Raw genomic sequence first — 17,746 nt, 5'->3', positions numbered from 1 at the left:
GGGAAATCACGTGGGAGCACAGTTTTCAGAAGCGGCGGCATATATTAAACAAGCATCGACATATGTACCAACAGTTGGATTGATTTTAGGTTCAGGTCTTGGCATTTTAGCCGATGAGATTGAAAATCCAATCAAATTGAAATATGAAGATATTCCTGGATTCCCTGTTTCAACAGTAGAAGGGCATGCAGGCCAGCTCGTCATTGGAACGCTGAAAGGCACGGTCGTTTGTGCCATGCAAGGACGTTTCCATTACTATGAAGGGTATGATATGAAGCAGGTGACATTTCCTGTCCGTGTAATGAAAGAAATCGGCATTGAAACATGTATTGTGACAAATGCAGCGGGCGGTGTGAATACGTCCTTCCATCCTGGCGATCTTATGTTGATTACAGATCATATCAATATGATGGGGACCAATCCGTTAATTGGACCAAACGACAGTCAAGGGGTTCGTTTCCCTGATATGTCTGCACCGTATGATAAAGATTTGCTGGCACTTGCAGAGAAAACGGCTAAACATTTAGGCATATCTGTGCAGCAAGGGGTTTACGCAGGAATGACTGGCCCTTCATATGAAACACCGGCAGAGGTTCGTTTCCTCAGAACGCTTGGCGCTGATGCAGTCGGTATGTCGACTGTGCCAGAAGTGATTGTAGCACGTCATGCAGGCATAAAAGTACTTGGTATTTCATGCATCTCTAATGCGGCTTCAGGTATTTTAGATCAGCCGCTTTCTCATGATGAAGTGATCGAAGTGACGGAAAAAGTGAAAGCAAGTTTCCTTGATTTAGTGAAAGATGTTGTCAAACAACTCTCATAGATCGTGTGAAAAAGCCTTCTGTTCATGAAACAGAGGGCTTTTTTTTATGGCAATCAAACGATCTCTGAATAAAACAGCCTTTATGAGGAAAAAATAGAAAGGATTACGATAATGGAGGTCTGCCACTTGAAACGTCATATATGTGCATTGTTTACTTTAATGATCCTTATCTCAATGGTTTCACCATCAGCGATGGCAAAAGAAAAGATTGAAAAGCCAGGAGAAAAACAAACATCAGAATTGGCGCATGAAGCCAAATCAGCGATTTTAATGGAACGTGACACGGGAAAAGTGCTTTACAACAAAAACAGTGATGAAAAGCTTGCCCCTGCAAGTATGACCAAAATCATGACGATGCTTCTCATCATGGAAGCGATGGATCAAGGAAAATTAAAAATGACTGATAAAGTAAGAACGAGCGATCATGCAGCATCTATGGGGGGCTCACAAATTTTCCTTGAACCGGGAGAAGAAATGACGGTTAAAGACATGCTAAAAGGCATTGCGATTGCGTCAGGAAACGATGCTTCAGTTGCCATGGCAGAACATATTGCTGGATCTGAAGAACAGTTTGTTGAGCAAATGAACAAAAAGGCAAAAGAGCTAGGGCTCACCTCAACGGTCTTTCAAAATCCAACAGGACTTCCTGAAAAAGATCATTACAGCACGGCTCATGATATGGCAAAAATGGCAAAAGAGCTGTTGAAATATGAAGAGATCACCAAGTTCACAGGTGTATACGAAGACTATCTTCGTCAGAACACGGATAAAAAATTCTGGCTTGTGAATACAAACCGTCTCATTAAATTTTATCCAGGTGTGGATGGGGTGAAAACAGGGTTTACAGGCGAGGCGAAATACTGTCTAACTGCATCCGCTAAAAAAGGGAACATGCGCGTGATTGCTGTTGTATTCGGCGCAAGTACACCAAAAGACAGAAATGCCCAAGTCGTCAAAATGCTGGATTACGCTTTTAGTCAATATACAACGCATCCTCTGTACAAGCGTGGTCAAGACGTAGCAGAGATCAAAGTGAGCAAAGGGAAAAAGAAAAAAATTCAGCTTGTCACGTCTGAACCGATTTCTCTTCTAACGAAAAAAGGTGAAAATGTCGATCAGATCAAAAAAGAAATTAAATTATCTCAAGATGTCACAGCCCCATTTTCAAAAGGAACGAAGCTTGGCACCATCATCTTGAAAAAAGATGGAAAAGTGCTTCATGAAAGTCCTGTTGAAGCGAAAGAAGATATGGAAAAAGCCGGTGTTTGGACGTTCTTCAAACGGGCTATGGCCGAATTTGTTAAATGGAAGTAAAAGGTGAAAGACTGCTGCAACTGGCAGTCTTTTTTGCTATGAACGAAAAGAACATCTAAATGTGACGAATGATCACTAGTTTTGTCATGGTGAAGGATTTGCATGTGAAGAAAGAGAAACATTCTTTATCCGAAAATAGAGCAAGGAGGAAGAAAAGATGAGCCTTGGTATTGATTTTCAAATAAAAGAGAGCGTACTTTGCATTCGGTTGACAGGGGAGCTTGATCATCACTCCGCAGAGACATTGAGACAAAAGGTGACGAATTATTTGGAAACAGAGGACATTCGCCACATCGTGCTGAATTTAGCTGATTTATCGTTTATGGACAGCTCTGGGCTCGGAGTGATTTTAGGAAGATACAAAGAAATTAAACAGCTTGGCGGTGAAATGGTCGTCTGTGCGATCTCGCCAGCAGTGAACCGTTTATTTGATATGTCCGGCTTGTTTAAAATTATTCGTATGGAGCCTTCAGAGCAAACTGCGCTGCAAACATTGGGGGTGGCATCATGACAAATGAAATGAATCTGACTTTTTCTGCTTTAAGTCAAAACGAATCCTTTGCGAGAGTAACGGTGGCAGCATTCATCGCTCAGCTCGATCCAACATTAGATGAGCTAACAGAAATCAAAACCGTTGTATCAGAGGCGGTCACGAACTCGATCATTCACGGGTATGACGGGAATCCAGACGGCAAGGTGCACATTAGCGTCACACTGGATGACCATATTGTGTATCTGACGATTCGAGACGAAGGCATGGGCATTTCAGATCTTGAGGAAGCAAGGCAGCCGCTTTTTACGACGAAACCAGACTTAGAGCGTTCCGGGATGGGTTTTACGATCATGGAGAACTTTATGGATGATGTCATGGTGGACTCATCTCCAGAAATGGGCACAACGATCCGCTTAACAAAGCATCTATCAAAAAGCAAAGCGCTTTGTAATTAAGGAGCTGCTCATATGGATGTGGAGGTAAAAAAGCAAGCAAAAAAAGCACAGCTGTCTAATGATGAAGTGAAACAGCTCATCAAAAAAAGCCAAGACGGAGATCAACAAGCAAGAGACCTCCTCGTAGAAAAAAACATGCGTCTTGTTTGGTCCGTTGTTCAGCGCTTTTTAAATAGAGGATATGAACCAGATGATCTGTTCCAAATAGGCTGTATTGGCCTGCTGAAATCTGTTGATAAATTTGATTTGTCTTATGATGTGAAGTTTTCGACCTATGCCGTTCCAATGATCATTGGTGAAATTCAGCGTTTCATTCGTGATGATGGAACCGTCAAAGTCAGCAGGTCCTTAAAGGAACTTGGAAATAAAATTAGGCGGGCAAGGGACGAATTGTCTAAATCTCATGGACGAATGCCGACTGTTCAGGAAATCGCTGAATATCTGGACATCACACCTGAGGATGTCGTCCTCGCTCAAGAAGCGGTCCGCTCACCATCATCTATTCATGAAACCGTGTATGAAAATGACGGCGATCCGATTACGTTGCTCGATCAAATTGCCGATCATTCAGAAGAAAGATGGTTTGATAAAATTGCGCTGAAAGAGGCGATTAAAGAATTAGAAGAGCGCGAGAAACTGATTGTCTATTTAAGGTATTATAAAGACCAAACACAATCAGAAGTAGCAGAAAGACTCGGAATTTCCCAAGTGCAAGTCTCACGGCTTGAAAAGAAGATTTTAAAACAAATCCAAATGCAAATGGATCAAAAAGACAGCTAGCCAATTCGGCTGGCTTTTTTTGTGTGGTAATTACCGGTAAATCAAGTTCTTTCAGTATGAGAACCATTTTTCACCACATACTATTTTTAACCCATCGTATAGGAAGTGACTTGGATGGACGGACAAATCTTTATTCGGCTGCGCCATCGGATTAAGACTGGTAATGATCAGCTTATTTATTTAGAGGATATTGCCCAAATCACTGGAGATGACAGTGCTGTGCAAAAGTTGAGCAAAATGCCGATATACCATGTCAGCAAAAAGGATCGTCACATCGTTGTGTTAGATATCATGCATGTGGTCAAAACGATCAAAAAAGCGTGGCCTGACATCGACATTCAAACGGTCGGAGGCTCAGAAGCCATTGTTGAAATTGATACAGGCAAACGCCAGCTGTCCCCCGTATTATTCGTGTTTGTATGGCTCCTCTTATTTGTCGGAGCGGCCCTTGCCATCATGAATTTCCATGAGGATGTTAGTATGCGGCTTGTTCATATCCGCCTTTACGAGATGATTACTGGAAACACGGTTGAGCATCCTTATTTATTACAAATTCCATATAGCTTTGGACTCGGTTTTGGCATGATTTTATTTTTCAATCATGTGTTTAAAAAGCGTTTAAACGAAGAGCCAAGTCCGCTTGAAGTGGAAATGTTTAAATATCAGCTCGATCTTGATCATTATGTCGCACTCAATGAAAACAAAGAAACATTGAAAGATATTCATGATCGGTAAATGGCTTTTTGTGGTGCTTGTTGGGCTCGGCGGCGGTTTAACGGTAGGGGCAGGATTTGTGGCGTTTCTCACAGTGCTTGGTATTATCCCTCGATTAATGCAATTAACGAAAACGCAGCGTTTCATTCAAGGATATGAGGCTGCTGTCATAAGTGGAGCGGTCGTTGGCGGCTGGGCTACTTTAAGTCAAGTTCATTTGCATTTATCCAAATGGTTGGCGCTTCCGATCGGTCTTTTATCTGGCATTTTTGTCGGCATGCTTGCAGCCGCACTCACTGAAGTGTTAAATGTACTTCCTATCTTAACGAAAAGAATTGGAATGGACGGGAAAATTGTGCTGCTGCTCATGGCCATCGTCTTAGGGAAGGTGTTTGGCTCGCTATTTCATTGGCTTATTTATATTTAAAAATGTGGAGGGAACAACACGTGTCAAGTTTAAAAGAGAACTATCCATCTAAAGTGAAAACGTATCAGCCGAAACCTCCTTATGTACTAAACTGCATCAAGGCTTTTCTTGTCGGCGGTTTGATTTGTGCGATAGGCGAGGGATTGCAAAATTTCTATATTACTTTTTTTGATTTTAATGAGAAGACAGCAGGGAATCCAACGGTGGCGACCCTTATTTTAATTTCTGCTATTTTAACTGGTATTGGTATTTACGATAAAATCGGCCAGTTTGCTGGAGCGGGATCAGCTGTCCCGGTGACAGGATTTGCAAATAGCATGACAAGTGCGGCTCTTGAGCATAAAAGTGAAGGGCTTGTGTTAGGTGTAGCGACCAACATGTTTAAACTGGCTGGGAACGTCATTGTGTTTGGTGTCGTCTCGGCATATGTCGTAGGGATTATTCGATACGTCTTGGAAAAGATGTTTTCGTAGGAGGAATAAAACGTGAAACTAACAGGTAAGCAATCTTGGGTATTTGAACACAAGCTTTATGTGAATGCGGAAGGAACAGCTGCAGGACCGAAAGAAAAAGAAGGCCCAATCGGTCATCTCATTGATAAAACCTATGATGAAATGCACTGTTATCAAAAGAACTGGGAAATGGCTGAAAGGCAGCTCATGGATGATGCCATATCAATGGCCTTATCAAAAGCCAATTTGCAAAAAAGTGATATTGACCTTCTGCTGGCAGGAGATTTACTGAACCAAAACGTGACAGCCAACTATGTGGCAAGAGAACTCAAAATCCCGTTTCTTTGTTTATTTGGTGCCTGCTCCACATCTATGGAATCAGTTGCCATTGCCTCAGCGCTAGTAGATGGTGGCTTTGCCAATAGAGCACTTGCTGCGACAAGCAGTCACAATGCGACGGCAGAGCGGCAATTTCGTAATCCAACAGAATATGGCGGGCAAAAACCCGATACAGCCACAAGTACAGTGACAGGGAGCGGTGCTGTCGTCATCAGCCAAGAACCTTCCCAAATTCAAATTACAAGTGCCACCGTCGGACGGGTGATGGATCTTGGGATTACAGATCCATTTGATATGGGTTCGGCTATGGCGCCTGCAGCGGCAGACACAATCAAACAACATTTAGAAGACTTAGGAAGAACAGTAGATGATTATGATCTCATCCTAACAGGAGATCTATCTGGAATTGGATCGCCTATTTTAAAGGATCTTCTGAAAGAAGATGGCATTCAGCTTGGACGAAAGCATGATGATTGCGGATTAATCATATACACACCTGATCAAAATGTATTCGCTGGAGGCAGCGGCTGTGCCTGCTCAGCTGTCGTGACATTCAGTCACATCTTTCAAGAAATTAAAGCAGGGAATTTACAAAGAGTATTGGTTGTAGCAACCGGGGCGCTTCTCAGCCCAATGATGGTTCAGCAAAAAGAGACCATTCCAACCATTGCGCACGGAGTTGTATTTGAGCGTGCAGGAGGAGAAAGCTAATGGATTATTTGATTGCTTTTGTTGCAGGCGGACTGATTTGCGTGATCGGCCAGCTTTTACTTGATGTACTGAAACTCACACCAGCACATGTCATGACGACCTTTGTTGTGGCAGGGACGATTTTAGACGGGTTTGGTATTTATGATAAATTTATTGAATTTGCAGGAGCGGGTGCTACCGTCCCTATCGTAAGCTTTGGTCATAGCTTGCTTCATGGGGCGATGCATCAGGCTGATGTCCATGGATTTATTGGAATCGGAATTGGGATTTTTGAGTTAACCTCTGCTGGAATATCAGCTGCAATTTTATTTTCATTTATCATTGCACTTATCTTTAAACCGAAAGGATAACCTAATATGGGGCAAAGACGCAAAGTCATTTTAGTGACAGACGGAGATATATATGCTGCCAAAACGATTGAGCTTGTCGCAAAGAAAGTCGGCGGAAGATGTATTTCCAGCTCAAAAGGGAATCCGAGCAAACGAACAGGACCAGAACTGGTCCAGATGATTTTAAAAACGCCGTATGACCCAGTGTTTGTCATGTTTGATGATTCTGGCTTAACAGGTGAAGGAACAGGGGAGACGGCGATGAAGCACGTAGCACGTCACCCTGAAATTGAAGTGATTGGCGCCATTGCAGTGGCATCTAAAACCCATCAAGCGGAATGGACAAAGGTACATGTCTCCATTGACCGGGAAGGTGAACTGACAGAATACGGCGTTGACAAACATGGACTTCCAGAAATGGAACCACACAAAATGAGTGGAGATACAGTGTATTGTCTCGATTCACTACAGCTTCCGATTGTTGTCGGCATTGGAGATATTGGCAAGATGGGACGGAAAGATGATCTAAGCAAAGGGTCCCCCATCACAATGAAGGCAGTCGAATTAATTTTAGAAAGGAGCGGTTTCCATGAAGAAAGACAAGGTGCACGTGTACCGAGATCCGAAGAAAAATGAAGATTTTTTCAAAGACAATGTCGGGATGGGTCTCAGCTTTGACCTTGGCGTTCGGAAAATTTATGTCCATGATCAGGAAATCCAGCTTTACTATGTAAATGGATTATGTGATACACAATATGTGATCTATTTATTAAAAGAACTGATTGAAATCAATGACAACGAACCTGAATCAGATGATCTTGCACGTGTGGTAGAAAACCGTCTTGTCAATCAGCAAGTCTCAAAAGTTGAAACGCTTGATGAAGCAGTGGATCAAGTGTTGTCTGGACTTGTAGCAGTCGTTGTCGAAGGTGAAAATTACGCATTTATCATTGACGTCAGGAGCTACCCTGGCAGAATGCCGGAGGAACCGGATACAGAAAAGGTTGTCAGAGGTGCAAGAGACGGCTTTGTTGAAAACATCATTGTGAACACAGCACTCATTCGCAGAAGAGTGCGGGATGAAAAATTGCGATACAAAATGCTTAAAGTAGGCGAGCGTTCTAAAGCAGACGTCTGTGTTTGTTATATTGAAGACATTGCTGATCCTGATCTTGTTGATATTATCGAAAAGGAAGTGTCTGGGATTAAAGTTGACGGACTGACGATGTCTGATAAAACAATAGAAGAATTTATCATTAAGCAAGGATATAATCCCTTCCCGCTTGTGCGATACACCGAGCGCCCAGATGTAGCCGCTAACCATATATTAGAAGGGCATGTCATCATCATTACGGATACATCCCCTAGTGTCATCATTACACCAACCACTATTTTTCATCACGTTCAACATGCTGAAGAATACCGCCAGGCGCCAGCGGTTGGGACTTTTTTAAGATGGGTGCGTTTTTTAGGCATCTTATGTTCTACTTTTCTTTTGCCGATCTGGTTTCTTTTTATTCTAGAACCGAATCTTCTGCCAGACAATCTAAGCTATATTGGATTTAACAAACCCTCCCATATCCCTGTCATTCTCCAAGTATTCCTTGCTGATTTTGGGGTGGAATTTTTACGAATGGCGGCCATCCATACGCCGACCGCCTTGTCGACTGCCATGGGCTTGATTGCAGCCGTTTTAATTGGACAAATTGCAATTGATGTCGGTTTATTTACACCAGAGGTCATATTATACGTCTCGCTAGCAGCCATCGGCACATTCACCACTCCAAGTTATGAACTGAGTGTCGCTAATAAAATCATCCGACTGATCATATTAGCACTAGTAGCGATCTTTAAGCTGAATGGACTGATCATCGGTTTTACGCTGTTACTTATTTATTTAACATCCATTCGTTCCTTACAGACACCTTATATGTGGCCGTTCATTCCTTTTAATGGAAAGGCTTTGTGGCAAGTGCTCATTCGGACGTCTGTACCTGGCTCAAAAGTAAGGCCAAGCATCGTTCACCCTCAGAACAGATCAAAAATTCCGCCAAATTCTTAACGCTCGTTGAAAGTGGCTGAAGATTGTGATATTGTATTTTTAACTTTGAGAAACGGCAAAAGGCAGCTTGTGCAGCTGTCTTTTTTCAGCCGAGGCGGAGAAAGAGGGAATGACATTGTATTTACACGGCACTTGCAGACAAAATGAACTCGGACATTTAGAAATTGGTGGTGTTGATGCCGTTTCTTTAGCTGAAACGTATGGGACACCACTTTATGTATATGATGTGGCTTTAATACGGGAGCGTGCAAAAAGCTTTCAGAAAGCATTTATTGAAGAAGAACTAAAAGCTCAGGTGGCATATGCGAGTAAGGCGTTTTCTTCTATTGCCATGTTCCAGCTGGCAAAAGAAGAAGGCTTATCACTTGATGTCGTTTCAGGCGGGGAGCTGCACACAGCCATTTGTGCCGGTTTTCCAGTAGAAAAAATTCATTTCCATGGTAACAACAAAAGCAGAGAAGAATTAAAGATGGCACTAGAGCACGGAATTGGCTGTATTGTCGTTGATAATTTCTATGAAATGACGCTCATTGAACAGCTTGGTCAAGAGCTGTCAAAACAGGTGAAAGTACTACTCCGCATCACGCCGGGTGTCGAAGCACATACGCATGACTACATTACAACAGGTCAAGAAGATTCAAAATTCGGTTTTGACCTTCATAATGGACAAGCAGACGAAGCGGTGAAACAAGTGCTTAAATCAGAAGTGATCGAGCTCTTAGGTGTTCATTGTCATATCGGCTCACAAATTTTTGATACGGCTGGTTTTGTCCTTGCGGCAGATAAGATTTTCTTGAAGCTAGATGAATGGAGAGAATCATTTGGCTTTATTTCCACAGTGCTGAACTTAGGCGGAGGTTTTGGCATCCGTTATACAGAAGAGGATGAGCCACTGCCTGCGACTGAATATGTGGAGAAAATTATTCAAGCGGTGAAAGAAAATGTAGCCCGCTATGAATTTGAGATGCCTGAAATTTGGATTGAGCCAGGCCGTTCACTTGTTGGAGATGCAGGAACCACTCTTTATACGATCGGCTCATCCAAACATGTACCTGGCATTCGCGATTATGTAGCCATTGACGGCGGAATGAGTGATAACATTCGACCTGCTTTATATCAAGCGAAATATGAAGCAGCGAGCGCCAATAAAATGAGCCAAACGCATGATCAAACTGTGTCCATTGCAGGGAAATGCTGCGAGAGTGGAGATATGCTCATTTGGGATATTGATCTGCCAGAGTTATCACAGGGAGACTTATTAGCTGTCTTTTGTACAGGAGCTTATGGCTACAGCATGTCAAACAACTATAACCGTATCCCGCGCCCGGCTGTAGTATTTGTAGAAGATGGGGAAGCGCAGCTTGTCGTTGAGCGTGAGACATATGAGGACATTGTCAAATTGGATTTACCTTATCAATCAAAAGTGAAATCATCGACTTAAAAAAAGCTGCCTGATCATCAGGCAGCTTTTTCTATGACATTTATTTTCCACCAGTAAATACAGAGACGATCGCGTTCCAAATGGAGACAAAGAAATCCCAAATTTTCTGTAGAAGGTTTTTCCCTTCATCTGATTCTATGAATTTTGTAATCTTGTCTTTTGCTTTATCAATTTGAGATCCGACTTGTTTCCAATCGATATTGATATTTTTCATTTTATCGAAGAGAGAGACAAGTTGATCTTTTTGGTCCTGCGTCAGATTTAAGTTCAAATCAGAAGCGGCTTGATCTACTTTTTCTTCCACTTCTTTTGTTGTTTTAGGAACTCCATTTTTGGCAATGTCATCTTTGATTTTTGCAATCAGAGCAGAAGCATTGTCTTTTCCAATAGAGTCACCCAATTTAGATGTTGTTACAAGCTCTTCGTTAGCCACCTGTTTCACATCTTCGGGAATGGCTTTGTCGCTTGACACCTCATAGGCTTTTAATAAACCTGTCAGTGCTGCTGTGCCAGATACTTCAAACGGCGCCGTCACGACAACCTTTGCATCTTTCACGCCTGCGGTCATTAAAGCATTTAAATACATCTCATCTGTAATGGTCTTAATGTTATGTGTATCCACAGTCAGACCCGTACCTGATTTTTCAATAGTAATAGATGAAGATGATAATGCTCGAGTCCCGATTTGAGAGCGAGGGATATACTTTCCTAAATATTCGTGCTCTTCTTTATTGGTTACTTCAATTTTTGTCGCATTTTCAGGTGGATTCAACTCGTCAAGCACCTTCTGGCGATCAGCCGGTGTTAAGTCTTGCCCGAGTGTGACGATGACATCGCCGACAGCTGCATCCGCTAAGCTGACTTTTGGCGCACCAATCAGTAAAAGGAGCGCTGCCATCATACCAAGCATTGTTTTTTTAAACATGTTGACCTCCTTCAAGTCGAAAGCGTTTCTCGATGGTGAGAAACTCATCTTTTGAGTACATGATTTGAATCGTACTCCATCATATAGACGTAACAAATCAGTCTGACGTTTCAATTATCTTTTAAAGATGTTTGAAACCTCCAATATGATGAAGTGTTTTGCTCAGTCTGTGATCATTTCCTTAGGAGAAAAGGATCAAGCTCTTTTATTTTATCAATGTTGGCAAAAGAGGTAAATCACATTAGGTAAGCAGGGGATGTTTAACATGACCAAAAATGTGCTATAATGAGCGTTGTTTAACCTGAAAGGAGAATGTGAAAAATGGCGAAAAAAGGATACATACAATTAACGAATGGAAAGAAAATTGAGTTTGAACTTTACCCAGAGGCTGCTCCAGGTACAGTAGCAAACTTTGAAAAATTAGCGAATGAAGGCTTCTACGATGGATTGAAATTCCACCGCGTGATCCCTGGGTTCGTAAGCCAAGGCGGCGATCCAAACGGTAATGGAACTGGAGGACCTGGTTACACAATTAAATGTGAAACAGAAGGAAACCCTCATCAGCACGAGAGAGGTTCATTATCAATGGCACACGCTGGTAAAGACACTGGCGGCAGCCAATTCTTTATCGTACATGACCCACAGCCGCACTTAAACGGTGTTCACACTGTTTTTGGTAAAGTAACATCTGGTATCGAGGCTGTTCTTGACATGGAACAAGGTCAAGGGATGGAAAAAGTCGAAGTTGTCGATGCTTAATCCATTAACACCGCTTAATTGCGGTGTTTTTTATTTTAAATCTGATGTTCCTGTGATCTGTGCCGTGAAGCGGTAGGTGATCATCCAATATAAAAGGGCTAAGGCGCTGATAGAGGCTCCAAATAGACATACCCCATTCCAGCCAGCGTTTGCGTATATGTTAGTTGATACAATAGAACCGAGCGCACTGCCGAGGGAATAAAAAATCATATAAGCAGCAGTCAGCCGGCTTCTCGCCTCAGGCCGGACTGTGAAAATCATACTTTGATTGGTCACATGAACGGCCTGCACAGATAGGTCAAGAATGACGATACCAACGATTAATAAAATGAGGGAATATTCAGTGAAAAAAATAAAACACCATGAAAAGAGTAATAGGACAAGGGCGATGCACGTTGTTAACTGTCCTAAGCCTCGATCAGCAAGGCTTCCAGCTCGAGCGGCACCTAATGCTCCGGCAACTCCAGCAAGGCCAAATGCACCAATCGCCGTATGTGACAGATTGTATGGCGTAGTGCTGAGAGGCAGCACAAGTGAAGTCCACAGCGTGCCAAACACAACAAAGATCAGAAAACCCAGTACGCCACGAATACGTAGAATCCGTTCTTGTCTGAACAATATAAACAAGGAAGCATTTCATACATTATTTGCTGAATTAGTAGAAGAGGAATATGGACATGGGCCGAGTAAAGGGTGCTTCTGCATCAATACAATAGTCGAGCTTGCCCCCCACGAAGAGAAATTTGAAATTCTCACAAGAGAGCATCAGATGTATCTTTCGGTCATTTTTGAAGAAAAAATTGTACAAGGTATTCGCTCGGGTGAGCTCGAAAGCAGTCTGAATGCCAAAGCCTTAGCACAGGCACTGGTTGTTTCTTTTATTGGACTTACAGTTCTCATGAAATCTCGCCCTGAGCGTTCATTTGTAGATCATTCTGTAGCGACGATACTATCCATATTGAAATAAATAGTCTATATAAAGAAAGCGTATTTTGATCAATTGATTAAAACACGCTTTTTCTTTTAGGGTGTGATGGACACGTTTTTGTGATATGATAAGAGAACAAACATTCGTATTCGTGAGTGTCACCATATGTAGCTCTAAAAATAAGTGAAAGTGCAAATCTAAAAAGCGTGTGATCATGCTGAAAGAAAGCAGGAGATACTTTGAAACCATTAACAAAAGAAGAAAAAAATCAGATGATGATTGCTATTCAGCGTTACTTTGCCGAAGAACGAGAAGAGGAGATTGGTGAATTAGCAGCCATCAATATATTAGAATTTATCACAAAACATCTTGGAAGCTACTATTATAATCAAGGGGTTCGTGACAGCCGAAATATCGCTGTTCAAAGATCTCAATTGTTAGAGGAAGATCTATTCGCACTAGAGAAAAGAATATAATCAAAAAGCTCGTCTATCTTATTCACCCTGCTAACAGATAAAGAGGAAAAAAGACCCCCTTAATAAAGAACGCATATTCGTATCATATGTAATGATGAAAAGGTGGAACCAAAAGTCCATTTGAATCGTTATATAAGTAACCATTAATGAAAATCAGCTTTTTTGGTTTTATTTCATCAAAAGAAGGAATAGAACATACAAATAGGCGAAGTGCAGATGATGGAGGTTCTAAATATGGGGAAAATCAAATTAAAAATCGCAATCTTATTTGTTTTACTGCTTTGTTTAGGCGCAGGTTATTTATACATGAATGGTATGAAAATTGAAGATGTGCCAACAGCCATCGGCGAAAGCTTAACGAATAATGACAAAGATTACACAATCTATGAATATACCATTACAAAAATTGATGGTGATGAGTATTACGGTCAAGCCAAAAATGGCACGAAAATCATTTTTAATGGAAAGAAATTTGAAGATGATGTGGCCGATCTGAAAAAAGGCGATCGTATTAAAGCATACTTTAGTAATGAAAAAAGAATAGACGGTCTTATAAAAGTAGTAAAAGTCGTCAATTAACAAGTCTCCTTTCCTATAAGGAGGCTTTTTTTATGAACAGGTGAATAAATCTTGATTGTTGCATTTGACAACAAGGATCGCTATAATAGCCCCTAAGGACAGCTAAATATCGATTGTATCCTTCGGGGCAGGGTGAAAATCCCGACCGACGGTAATAAAGCAAATGCTTTACAGCCCGTGACCCGTTAATTTATTAACGGTTGATTCAGTGAGAAGCTGAAGCCGACAGTGAAAGTCTGGATGGGAGAAGGATAACGAAAGCTATGTATGAACAAAAAATAAGTGTTGATCATAGTTTTATTTCTAATGCAAAAAAACCACAGCCCCGGAATTTTTCCGGGGCTTTCTGTATGTCAATATAGTCATCGCATGCAGTGTTTATTAGGTGATCCCTCATTTACCTTGTATGGACCATAAAAAGCGACGAAGGTGTTCAATCGATCACATGTCCCAAACATCGCTTTTTCATAAAGTGAGAAATACAAAAGAAAGAGAAAGGGAGGATCACATGTTTACGGGGATTATTGAAGAAGTGGGTACAGTCCAGTCATTGAGCAAAAGATCCGCAGATGCCATGGAAATCATCATCAAGTGCAGTCGTGTACTAGAAGATGTTCACCTAGGCGATAGTATCGCCATCAATGGCGTTTGTCTCACTGTCACAAGCTTCACAAAAGAACAGTTTGCGGCAGATGTGATGCCTGAGACGGTCAAAGCGACATCACTTGATCAGCTTGCACCAGGTAGCCAAGTGAATTTAGAGCGAGCGATGTCCTCAAATGGACGATTCGGCGGTCATTTTGTTTCAGGCCATGTTGATGGAACGGCTGTGATTACCCGTGTAGAAAAGAAGAGTAATGCCATTTACTATGATTTGAAAATGGACAAGACCCTCACAGATATGCTTACAAAAAAGGGATCGATCGCAATAGACGGCGTCAGCTTGACTATTTTCGATTTGCGAGATGCTCACGTGACAGTTTCTATCATTCCACATACGCTTGAAGGAACTATTTTCCCGACTAAATCTATGGGGGATGTAGTAAATATTGAATGTGACATGATCGGTAAATACATTTATCGCTTTTTAACAAAAGAGCAAAACGAAAAGCAGCCATCACGATTAACCCCATCATTTTTAAAAGAGCACGGATTCTAGGAGGCGATTGTATGTATCATTCAGTTGATGAGGCAGTAAATGCCCTGAAACGAGGAGAAATCATTATCGTAGTAGATGATGAAGACAGAGAAAATGAAGGAGACTTTGTGGCACTTGCTGAGCATGCAACGCCGGAAGTCATTAACTTCATGGCTTTACATGGAAGAGGTCTTATTTGCACACCAGTTCATGCTTCGATTGCGAAACACTTGGATCTGCATCCTATGGTCGAGCGAAATACGGATGCACATCATACAGCATTTACAGTAAGCATCGACCATACGTCAACAACAACTGGTATAAGTGCTTTTGAGCGCTCAACGACCATTTTGGCCATGTTAAATAAAGAGTCAAAACCAGAAGATTTTGCCCGCCCAGGTCATGTTTTCCCTCTTATTGGGAAAGAGGGAGGCGTAGTAGAAAGACCAGGTCATACAGAAGCGGCCATTGATCTTGCTAAACTTGCGGGTTCAGTGCCAGCGGGTGTCATATGTGAAATTATGAATGCAGATGGAACCATGGCCCGTGTACCCGAACTGCAAAAAATTCAAAAAGAACACGATTTAAAGATGCTGACGATTGAAGCATTGCAGGCATATATAAACAAGCAAACAACGACAATGAAAACAAAATAAAAATCACAAAAAAGGATGATGAACATATGAATACAATACAAGGGAATGTAGTAGCAGAAGGATTAAAGTTTGGAATCGTCGTCGCTAGATTTAATGATTTCATTACAAGCAAACTGCTAGACGGAGCAGAAGATACATTGCTTAGACACGGAGCAAACGGTGACGATATTGATGTCGTGTGGGTGCCGGGGGCTTTTGAAATTCCGTATATGGCAAAAAAACTAGCAGAAACAAAAAAATATGATGCAGTCATTACACTTGGAACCGTGATTCGCGGGGCAACATCACATTACGATTATGTTTGTAATGAAGCGGCTAAAGGAATCGCACAAAGTGCCATCTCAACAGGGGTGCCGATTATCTTTGGTGTACTGACAACAGAATCTATTGAACAAGCCATTGAAAGAGCCGGTACAAAGGCTGGAAATAAAGGCAGTGAATCGGCTGCAGCTGCTATTGAAATGGCCAACCTAAATCGAACGTTTCGTTAATTTGATGAAAAAGAGTTTAAAAACAACCTAAAAGTGTTTATAATGTGTGATGAGCAAGTGATTCATAAGACATTTGCTGGAAAATAGGATAATTTTAATATTGAGGGGTATATATGTTAATTCGTTACAAGAGGTCTTTTGAAAAAATTGCCATGGGACTCCTGTCCTTTATGCCGGGTGAGAAAGACGTCAAACAGCTTCAGCAGACGATAAAGTCGTATGAAATGGATGAAGATCGGCAGCTGTTCCTTTGGAAAGATGGTGAGGATATCGTCGGTGCGATTGGTGTGCTGAAAACAGACGACCAAGTACAAATCGAACATATTAGTGTCAATCCGTCCCATCGTGACCAAGGCATCGGCAAGGAAATGGTATTAGCCGTGGAAGAAGTATTCAAAACGAAAACACTCATTCCAAATGAATTAACGCAAGGCTTCTTTCATAAGTGTCACAGTGAAACAAACTAAATATCACACATGTAAAAGCAGAGGTTATATGCCTCTGCTTTAGATTGTTGACAAAGGGCTAAAATGAACTTGATTTTAGCCCTTTGTCTTCTTTTCAGCGTGATAGAAAACCTTTGCAGTCTAGGAAGGACGAGTACTGGAGCGGAGCGAATTCGATATTCGTGAGCACCGGCACGCAGGACTGACACCGAATGCGAGGGTTTGTCTACACGCTGAAGCAGAGGTTATATGCCTCTGCTTTTTTTACGTTCCATCTGCTTTTCACGTTCAAGCAATACGTCCGTCCGATCACGCAGTCTATGTTTTTCAATTAAGAATGTATGGGATAAGTTGCTCTCCTGTCCGAAGGTTAAGCCTTCTTTTTGGGCCATCTCTTGGCATAAAGAAAGAAGCGTTTCATCTCGTATTGGCAGCATCACACTTTCGTAGGGCATGTCTTCATCGATTTTCTTTTTCAGTGTTCTCAGCAGTAAAAGAAATGCCTCTTCATCAAGACCTAATTCTGTTAGTATGTTCCGGTCCGAATCTAATATATGAAGGCTGTTTGAAATCAGCCGTTTTGCTCCTTTTCCATTCCCTCGTCTTTGATGATACAAAGCAACAGCAAGCTGAATGAGACCCACCCAGTACTTTTTACGCTGATGAGGAGGATCTTCTTTCCAAAATTCTTCAAGAATTTCATGACACTCAAAATAATCTCTTGTCGTATGAAATTCATGTAAAAAAGCCACGTACGCTTTAGGATACACAGCGGTCATCTCCTTTTCCACTATCAGTCTAACATACCGAAAAGAAAAGAAGAAAGAGCGCCCCTTTATGAAAGGACGCTCTGTTTCTTTAATAAACCCAAGCCGCGCCAACGATGATCAGCAAGATGAACAGCACAACAATAAGCGCAAATCCTCCGCCGAAGTAATAACCATCTCCCATAATGTTACGGCCTCCTTTTTTCATCAGTTCTGATTACAATGGTATTCTATGTATAAA

23 protein-coding genes, 2 pseudogenes and 1 riboswitch are annotated in these 17,746 nt (G+C 41.7%); of the genes and pseudogenes, 21 read left to right on the top strand and 4 right to left on the bottom strand.

All coding sequences use genetic code 11. From position 1 onward, the window contains the following. Positions 1-10: 10 nt before the first annotated feature. From NST15_RS10800 to lysA, 13 genes are all read left to right on the top strand, one after another. A complete protein-coding gene (locus tag NST15_RS10800) occupies positions 11-823 on the top strand; it encodes a purine-nucleoside phosphorylase (protein WP_008344425.1) in 813 nt (270 codons plus the stop codon). Positions 824-934: 111 nt separating this feature from the next. Further along, a complete protein-coding gene (locus tag NST15_RS10795; protein ID WP_089374163.1) occupies positions 935-2,137 on the top strand; it encodes a D-alanyl-D-alanine carboxypeptidase family protein in 1,203 nt (400 codons plus the stop codon). Between the two features lie 157 nt (positions 2,138-2,294). Beyond that, complete coding sequence (spoIIAA, locus tag NST15_RS10790) at positions 2,295-2,648, top strand: anti-sigma F factor antagonist (protein ID WP_008344431.1); 354 nt, start codon at positions 2,295-2,297, stop codon at positions 2,646-2,648. After that, the gene (spoIIAB, locus tag NST15_RS10785; protein WP_007501052.1) at positions 2,645-3,085 is read left to right on the top strand and encodes an anti-sigma F factor; all 441 of its coding nucleotides are present in this window, start codon (positions 2,645-2,647) and stop codon (positions 3,083-3,085) included. Before spoIIAA ends, spoIIAB begins: the two co-directional genes overlap by 4 nt. Before the next feature lie 12 nt (positions 3,086-3,097). After that, positions 3,098-3,865 (top strand): RNA polymerase sporulation sigma factor SigF, encoded by a 768-nt coding sequence (gene sigF / locus NST15_RS10780; RefSeq protein WP_007501051.1) that lies wholly within the window; start codon positions 3,098-3,100, stop codon positions 3,863-3,865. Positions 3,866-3,979: 114 nt separating this feature from the next. Beyond that, positions 3,980-4,600, top strand: coding sequence for a stage V sporulation protein AA (locus NST15_RS10775; protein WP_008344433.1), 621 nt, complete (start codon positions 3,980-3,982; stop codon positions 4,598-4,600). Beyond that, positions 4,590-5,006 (top strand): stage V sporulation protein AB, encoded by a 417-nt coding sequence (locus NST15_RS10770; protein WP_007501049.1) that lies wholly within the window; start codon positions 4,590-4,592, stop codon positions 5,004-5,006. The genes NST15_RS10775 and NST15_RS10770 overlap by 11 nt, the downstream gene beginning before the upstream one ends. A gap of 20 nt (positions 5,007-5,026) precedes the next feature. Further along, entirely contained in the window at positions 5,027-5,479 is a 453-nt protein-coding gene (gene spoVAC, locus NST15_RS10765) for a stage V sporulation protein AC (RefSeq protein WP_019743094.1), read from the top strand. A 12-nt stretch (positions 5,480-5,491) separates the two neighbouring features. Further along, the gene (gene spoVAD, locus NST15_RS10760) at positions 5,492-6,508 is read left to right on the top strand and encodes a stage V sporulation protein AD (RefSeq protein WP_342498531.1); all 1,017 of its coding nucleotides are present in this window, start codon (positions 5,492-5,494) and stop codon (positions 6,506-6,508) included. Then, on the top strand, positions 6,508-6,858 hold the full coding sequence (gene spoVAE, locus NST15_RS10755) for a stage V sporulation protein AE (protein ID WP_007501045.1): 351 nt from the start codon (positions 6,508-6,510) through the stop codon (positions 6,856-6,858). The genes spoVAD and spoVAE overlap by 1 nt, the downstream gene beginning before the upstream one ends. 6 nt (positions 6,859-6,864) lie before the next feature. After that, positions 6,865-7,473 (top strand): stage V sporulation protein AE, encoded by a 609-nt coding sequence (locus NST15_RS10750; RefSeq protein WP_007501044.1) that lies wholly within the window; start codon positions 6,865-6,867, stop codon positions 7,471-7,473. After that, positions 7,427-8,899, top strand: coding sequence for a spore germination protein (locus NST15_RS10745; RefSeq protein WP_007501043.1), 1,473 nt, complete (start codon positions 7,427-7,429; stop codon positions 8,897-8,899). Before NST15_RS10750 ends, NST15_RS10745 begins: the two co-directional genes overlap by 47 nt. A 115-nt stretch (positions 8,900-9,014) precedes the next feature. Further along, complete coding sequence (lysA, locus tag NST15_RS10740) at positions 9,015-10,340, top strand: diaminopimelate decarboxylase (RefSeq protein ID WP_008344445.1); 1,326 nt, start codon at positions 9,015-9,017, stop codon at positions 10,338-10,340. A 40-nt stretch (positions 10,341-10,380) separates the two neighbouring features. Here lysA and NST15_RS10735 read toward each other — a convergent pair whose 3' ends face one another. Then, a complete protein-coding gene (locus NST15_RS10735; protein ID WP_017359791.1) occupies positions 10,381-11,265 on the bottom strand; it encodes a DUF1002 domain-containing protein in 885 nt (294 codons plus the stop codon). 321 nt (positions 11,266-11,586) lie between these two features. Between NST15_RS10735 and NST15_RS10730 the strand changes: the two genes are divergently transcribed. Next, entirely contained in the window at positions 11,587-12,024 is a 438-nt protein-coding gene (locus NST15_RS10730; protein WP_008359679.1) for a peptidylprolyl isomerase, read from the top strand. A gap of 30 nt (positions 12,025-12,054) precedes the next feature. Here the strand turns inward: NST15_RS10730 and NST15_RS10725 are convergent. Beyond that, positions 12,055-12,654: pseudogene (locus NST15_RS10725) on the bottom strand (MFS transporter); the annotation flags it as partial. Between NST15_RS10725 and NST15_RS10720 the strand changes: the two are divergent. From NST15_RS10720 to NST15_RS10690, 7 genes and pseudogenes are all read left to right on the top strand, one after another. Next, positions 12,542-12,991, top strand: a pseudogene (locus NST15_RS10720) (hypothetical protein); the annotation flags it as partial. The pseudogenes NST15_RS10725 and NST15_RS10720 overlap by 113 nt on opposite strands. Before the next feature lie 200 nt (positions 12,992-13,191). After that, a complete protein-coding gene (locus tag NST15_RS10715) occupies positions 13,192-13,428 on the top strand; it encodes a DUF2164 domain-containing protein (RefSeq protein ID WP_017359788.1) in 237 nt (78 codons plus the stop codon). 234 nt (positions 13,429-13,662) lie between these two features. Next, on the top strand, positions 13,663-14,007 hold the full coding sequence (locus NST15_RS10710) for a hypothetical protein (protein ID WP_008344451.1): 345 nt from the start codon (positions 13,663-13,665) through the stop codon (positions 14,005-14,007). A 114-nt stretch (positions 14,008-14,121) separates the two neighbouring features. Then, positions 14,122-14,263: riboswitch (FMN riboswitch) on the top strand. Positions 14,264-14,515: 252 nt separating this feature from the next. Then, positions 14,516-15,166 (top strand): riboflavin synthase, encoded by a 651-nt coding sequence (gene ribE, locus NST15_RS10705; protein ID WP_026050106.1) that lies wholly within the window; start codon positions 14,516-14,518, stop codon positions 15,164-15,166. Between the two features lie 11 nt (positions 15,167-15,177). Beyond that, positions 15,178-15,801, top strand: coding sequence for a 3,4-dihydroxy-2-butanone-4-phosphate synthase (ribB, locus tag NST15_RS10700; RefSeq protein WP_008344453.1), 624 nt, complete (start codon positions 15,178-15,180; stop codon positions 15,799-15,801). A 26-nt stretch (positions 15,802-15,827) separates the two neighbouring features. Beyond that, on the top strand, positions 15,828-16,292 hold the full coding sequence (gene ribE, locus NST15_RS10695) for a 6,7-dimethyl-8-ribityllumazine synthase (protein WP_007501031.1): 465 nt from the start codon (positions 15,828-15,830) through the stop codon (positions 16,290-16,292). Between the two features lie 113 nt (positions 16,293-16,405). Next, positions 16,406-16,759, top strand: a complete 354-nt coding sequence (locus tag NST15_RS10690) for a GNAT family N-acetyltransferase (RefSeq protein ID WP_008344455.1) — start codon at positions 16,406-16,408, stop codon at positions 16,757-16,759. 224 nt (positions 16,760-16,983) lie between these two features. Here NST15_RS10690 and NST15_RS10685 read toward each other — a convergent pair whose 3' ends face one another. Then, positions 16,984-17,508 (bottom strand): DUF309 domain-containing protein, encoded by a 525-nt coding sequence (locus NST15_RS10685; protein ID WP_017359784.1) that lies wholly within the window; start codon positions 17,506-17,508, stop codon positions 16,984-16,986. Between the two features lie 88 nt (positions 17,509-17,596). Beyond that, positions 17,597-17,689 carry a YjcZ family sporulation protein gene (locus tag NST15_RS10680; RefSeq protein WP_008359694.1) on the bottom strand — a complete coding sequence of 31 codons (93 nt, stop codon included), beginning with the start codon at positions 17,687-17,689 and terminating at the stop codon, positions 17,597-17,599. Positions 17,690-17,746 lie beyond the last annotated feature (57 nt).

Origin of the sequence: Bacillus sp. FSL R5-0820 (assembly GCF_038593385.1) — a bacterium.
Lineage (GTDB): Bacteria > Bacillota > Bacilli > Bacillales > Bacillaceae > Bacillus > Bacillus altitudinis.
This window is presented reverse-complemented; position numbering and strand designations above follow the sequence as displayed.

What these genes read in the sequence shown, in the direction of transcription:
- NST15_RS10795 (WP_089374163.1), top strand. Translation starts at nt 935, where the DNA reads ATGGAGGTCTGCCACTTGAAACGTCATATATGTGCATTGTTTACTTTA.
- spoIIAA (WP_008344431.1), top strand. Translation starts at nt 2,295, where the DNA reads ATGAGCCTTGGTATTGATTTTCAAATAAAAGAGAGCGTACTTTGCATT.
- spoIIAB (WP_007501052.1), top strand. Translation starts at nt 2,645, where the DNA reads ATGACAAATGAAATGAATCTGACTTTTTCTGCTTTAAGTCAAAACGAA.
- sigF (WP_007501051.1), top strand. Translation starts at nt 3,098, where the DNA reads ATGGATGTGGAGGTAAAAAAGCAAGCAAAAAAAGCACAGCTGTCTAAT.
- NST15_RS10775 (WP_008344433.1), top strand. Translation starts at nt 3,980, where the DNA reads ATGGACGGACAAATCTTTATTCGGCTGCGCCATCGGATTAAGACTGGT.
- NST15_RS10770 (WP_007501049.1), top strand. Translation starts at nt 4,590, where the DNA reads ATGATCGGTAAATGGCTTTTTGTGGTGCTTGTTGGGCTCGGCGGCGGT.
- spoVAE (WP_007501045.1), top strand. Translation starts at nt 6,508, where the DNA reads ATGGATTATTTGATTGCTTTTGTTGCAGGCGGACTGATTTGCGTGATC.
- NST15_RS10750 (WP_007501044.1), top strand. Translation starts at nt 6,865, where the DNA reads ATGGGGCAAAGACGCAAAGTCATTTTAGTGACAGACGGAGATATATAT.
- NST15_RS10745 (WP_007501043.1), top strand. Translation starts at nt 7,427, where the DNA reads ATGAAGAAAGACAAGGTGCACGTGTACCGAGATCCGAAGAAAAATGAA.
- NST15_RS10735 (WP_017359791.1), bottom strand. Translation starts at nt 11,265, where the DNA reads ATGTTTAAAAAAACAATGCTTGGTATGATGGCAGCGCTCCTTTTACTG.
- NST15_RS10730 (WP_008359679.1), top strand. Translation starts at nt 11,587, where the DNA reads ATGGCGAAAAAAGGATACATACAATTAACGAATGGAAAGAAAATTGAG.
- NST15_RS10710 (WP_008344451.1), top strand. Translation starts at nt 13,663, where the DNA reads ATGGGGAAAATCAAATTAAAAATCGCAATCTTATTTGTTTTACTGCTT.
- ribE (WP_026050106.1), top strand. Translation starts at nt 14,516, where the DNA reads ATGTTTACGGGGATTATTGAAGAAGTGGGTACAGTCCAGTCATTGAGC.
- ribB (WP_008344453.1), top strand. Translation starts at nt 15,178, where the DNA reads ATGTATCATTCAGTTGATGAGGCAGTAAATGCCCTGAAACGAGGAGAA.
- ribE (WP_007501031.1), top strand. Translation starts at nt 15,828, where the DNA reads ATGAATACAATACAAGGGAATGTAGTAGCAGAAGGATTAAAGTTTGGA.
- NST15_RS10690 (WP_008344455.1), top strand. Translation starts at nt 16,406, where the DNA reads ATGTTAATTCGTTACAAGAGGTCTTTTGAAAAAATTGCCATGGGACTC.
- NST15_RS10680 (WP_008359694.1), bottom strand. Translation starts at nt 17,689, where the DNA reads ATGGGAGATGGTTATTACTTCGGCGGAGGATTTGCGCTTATTGTTGTG.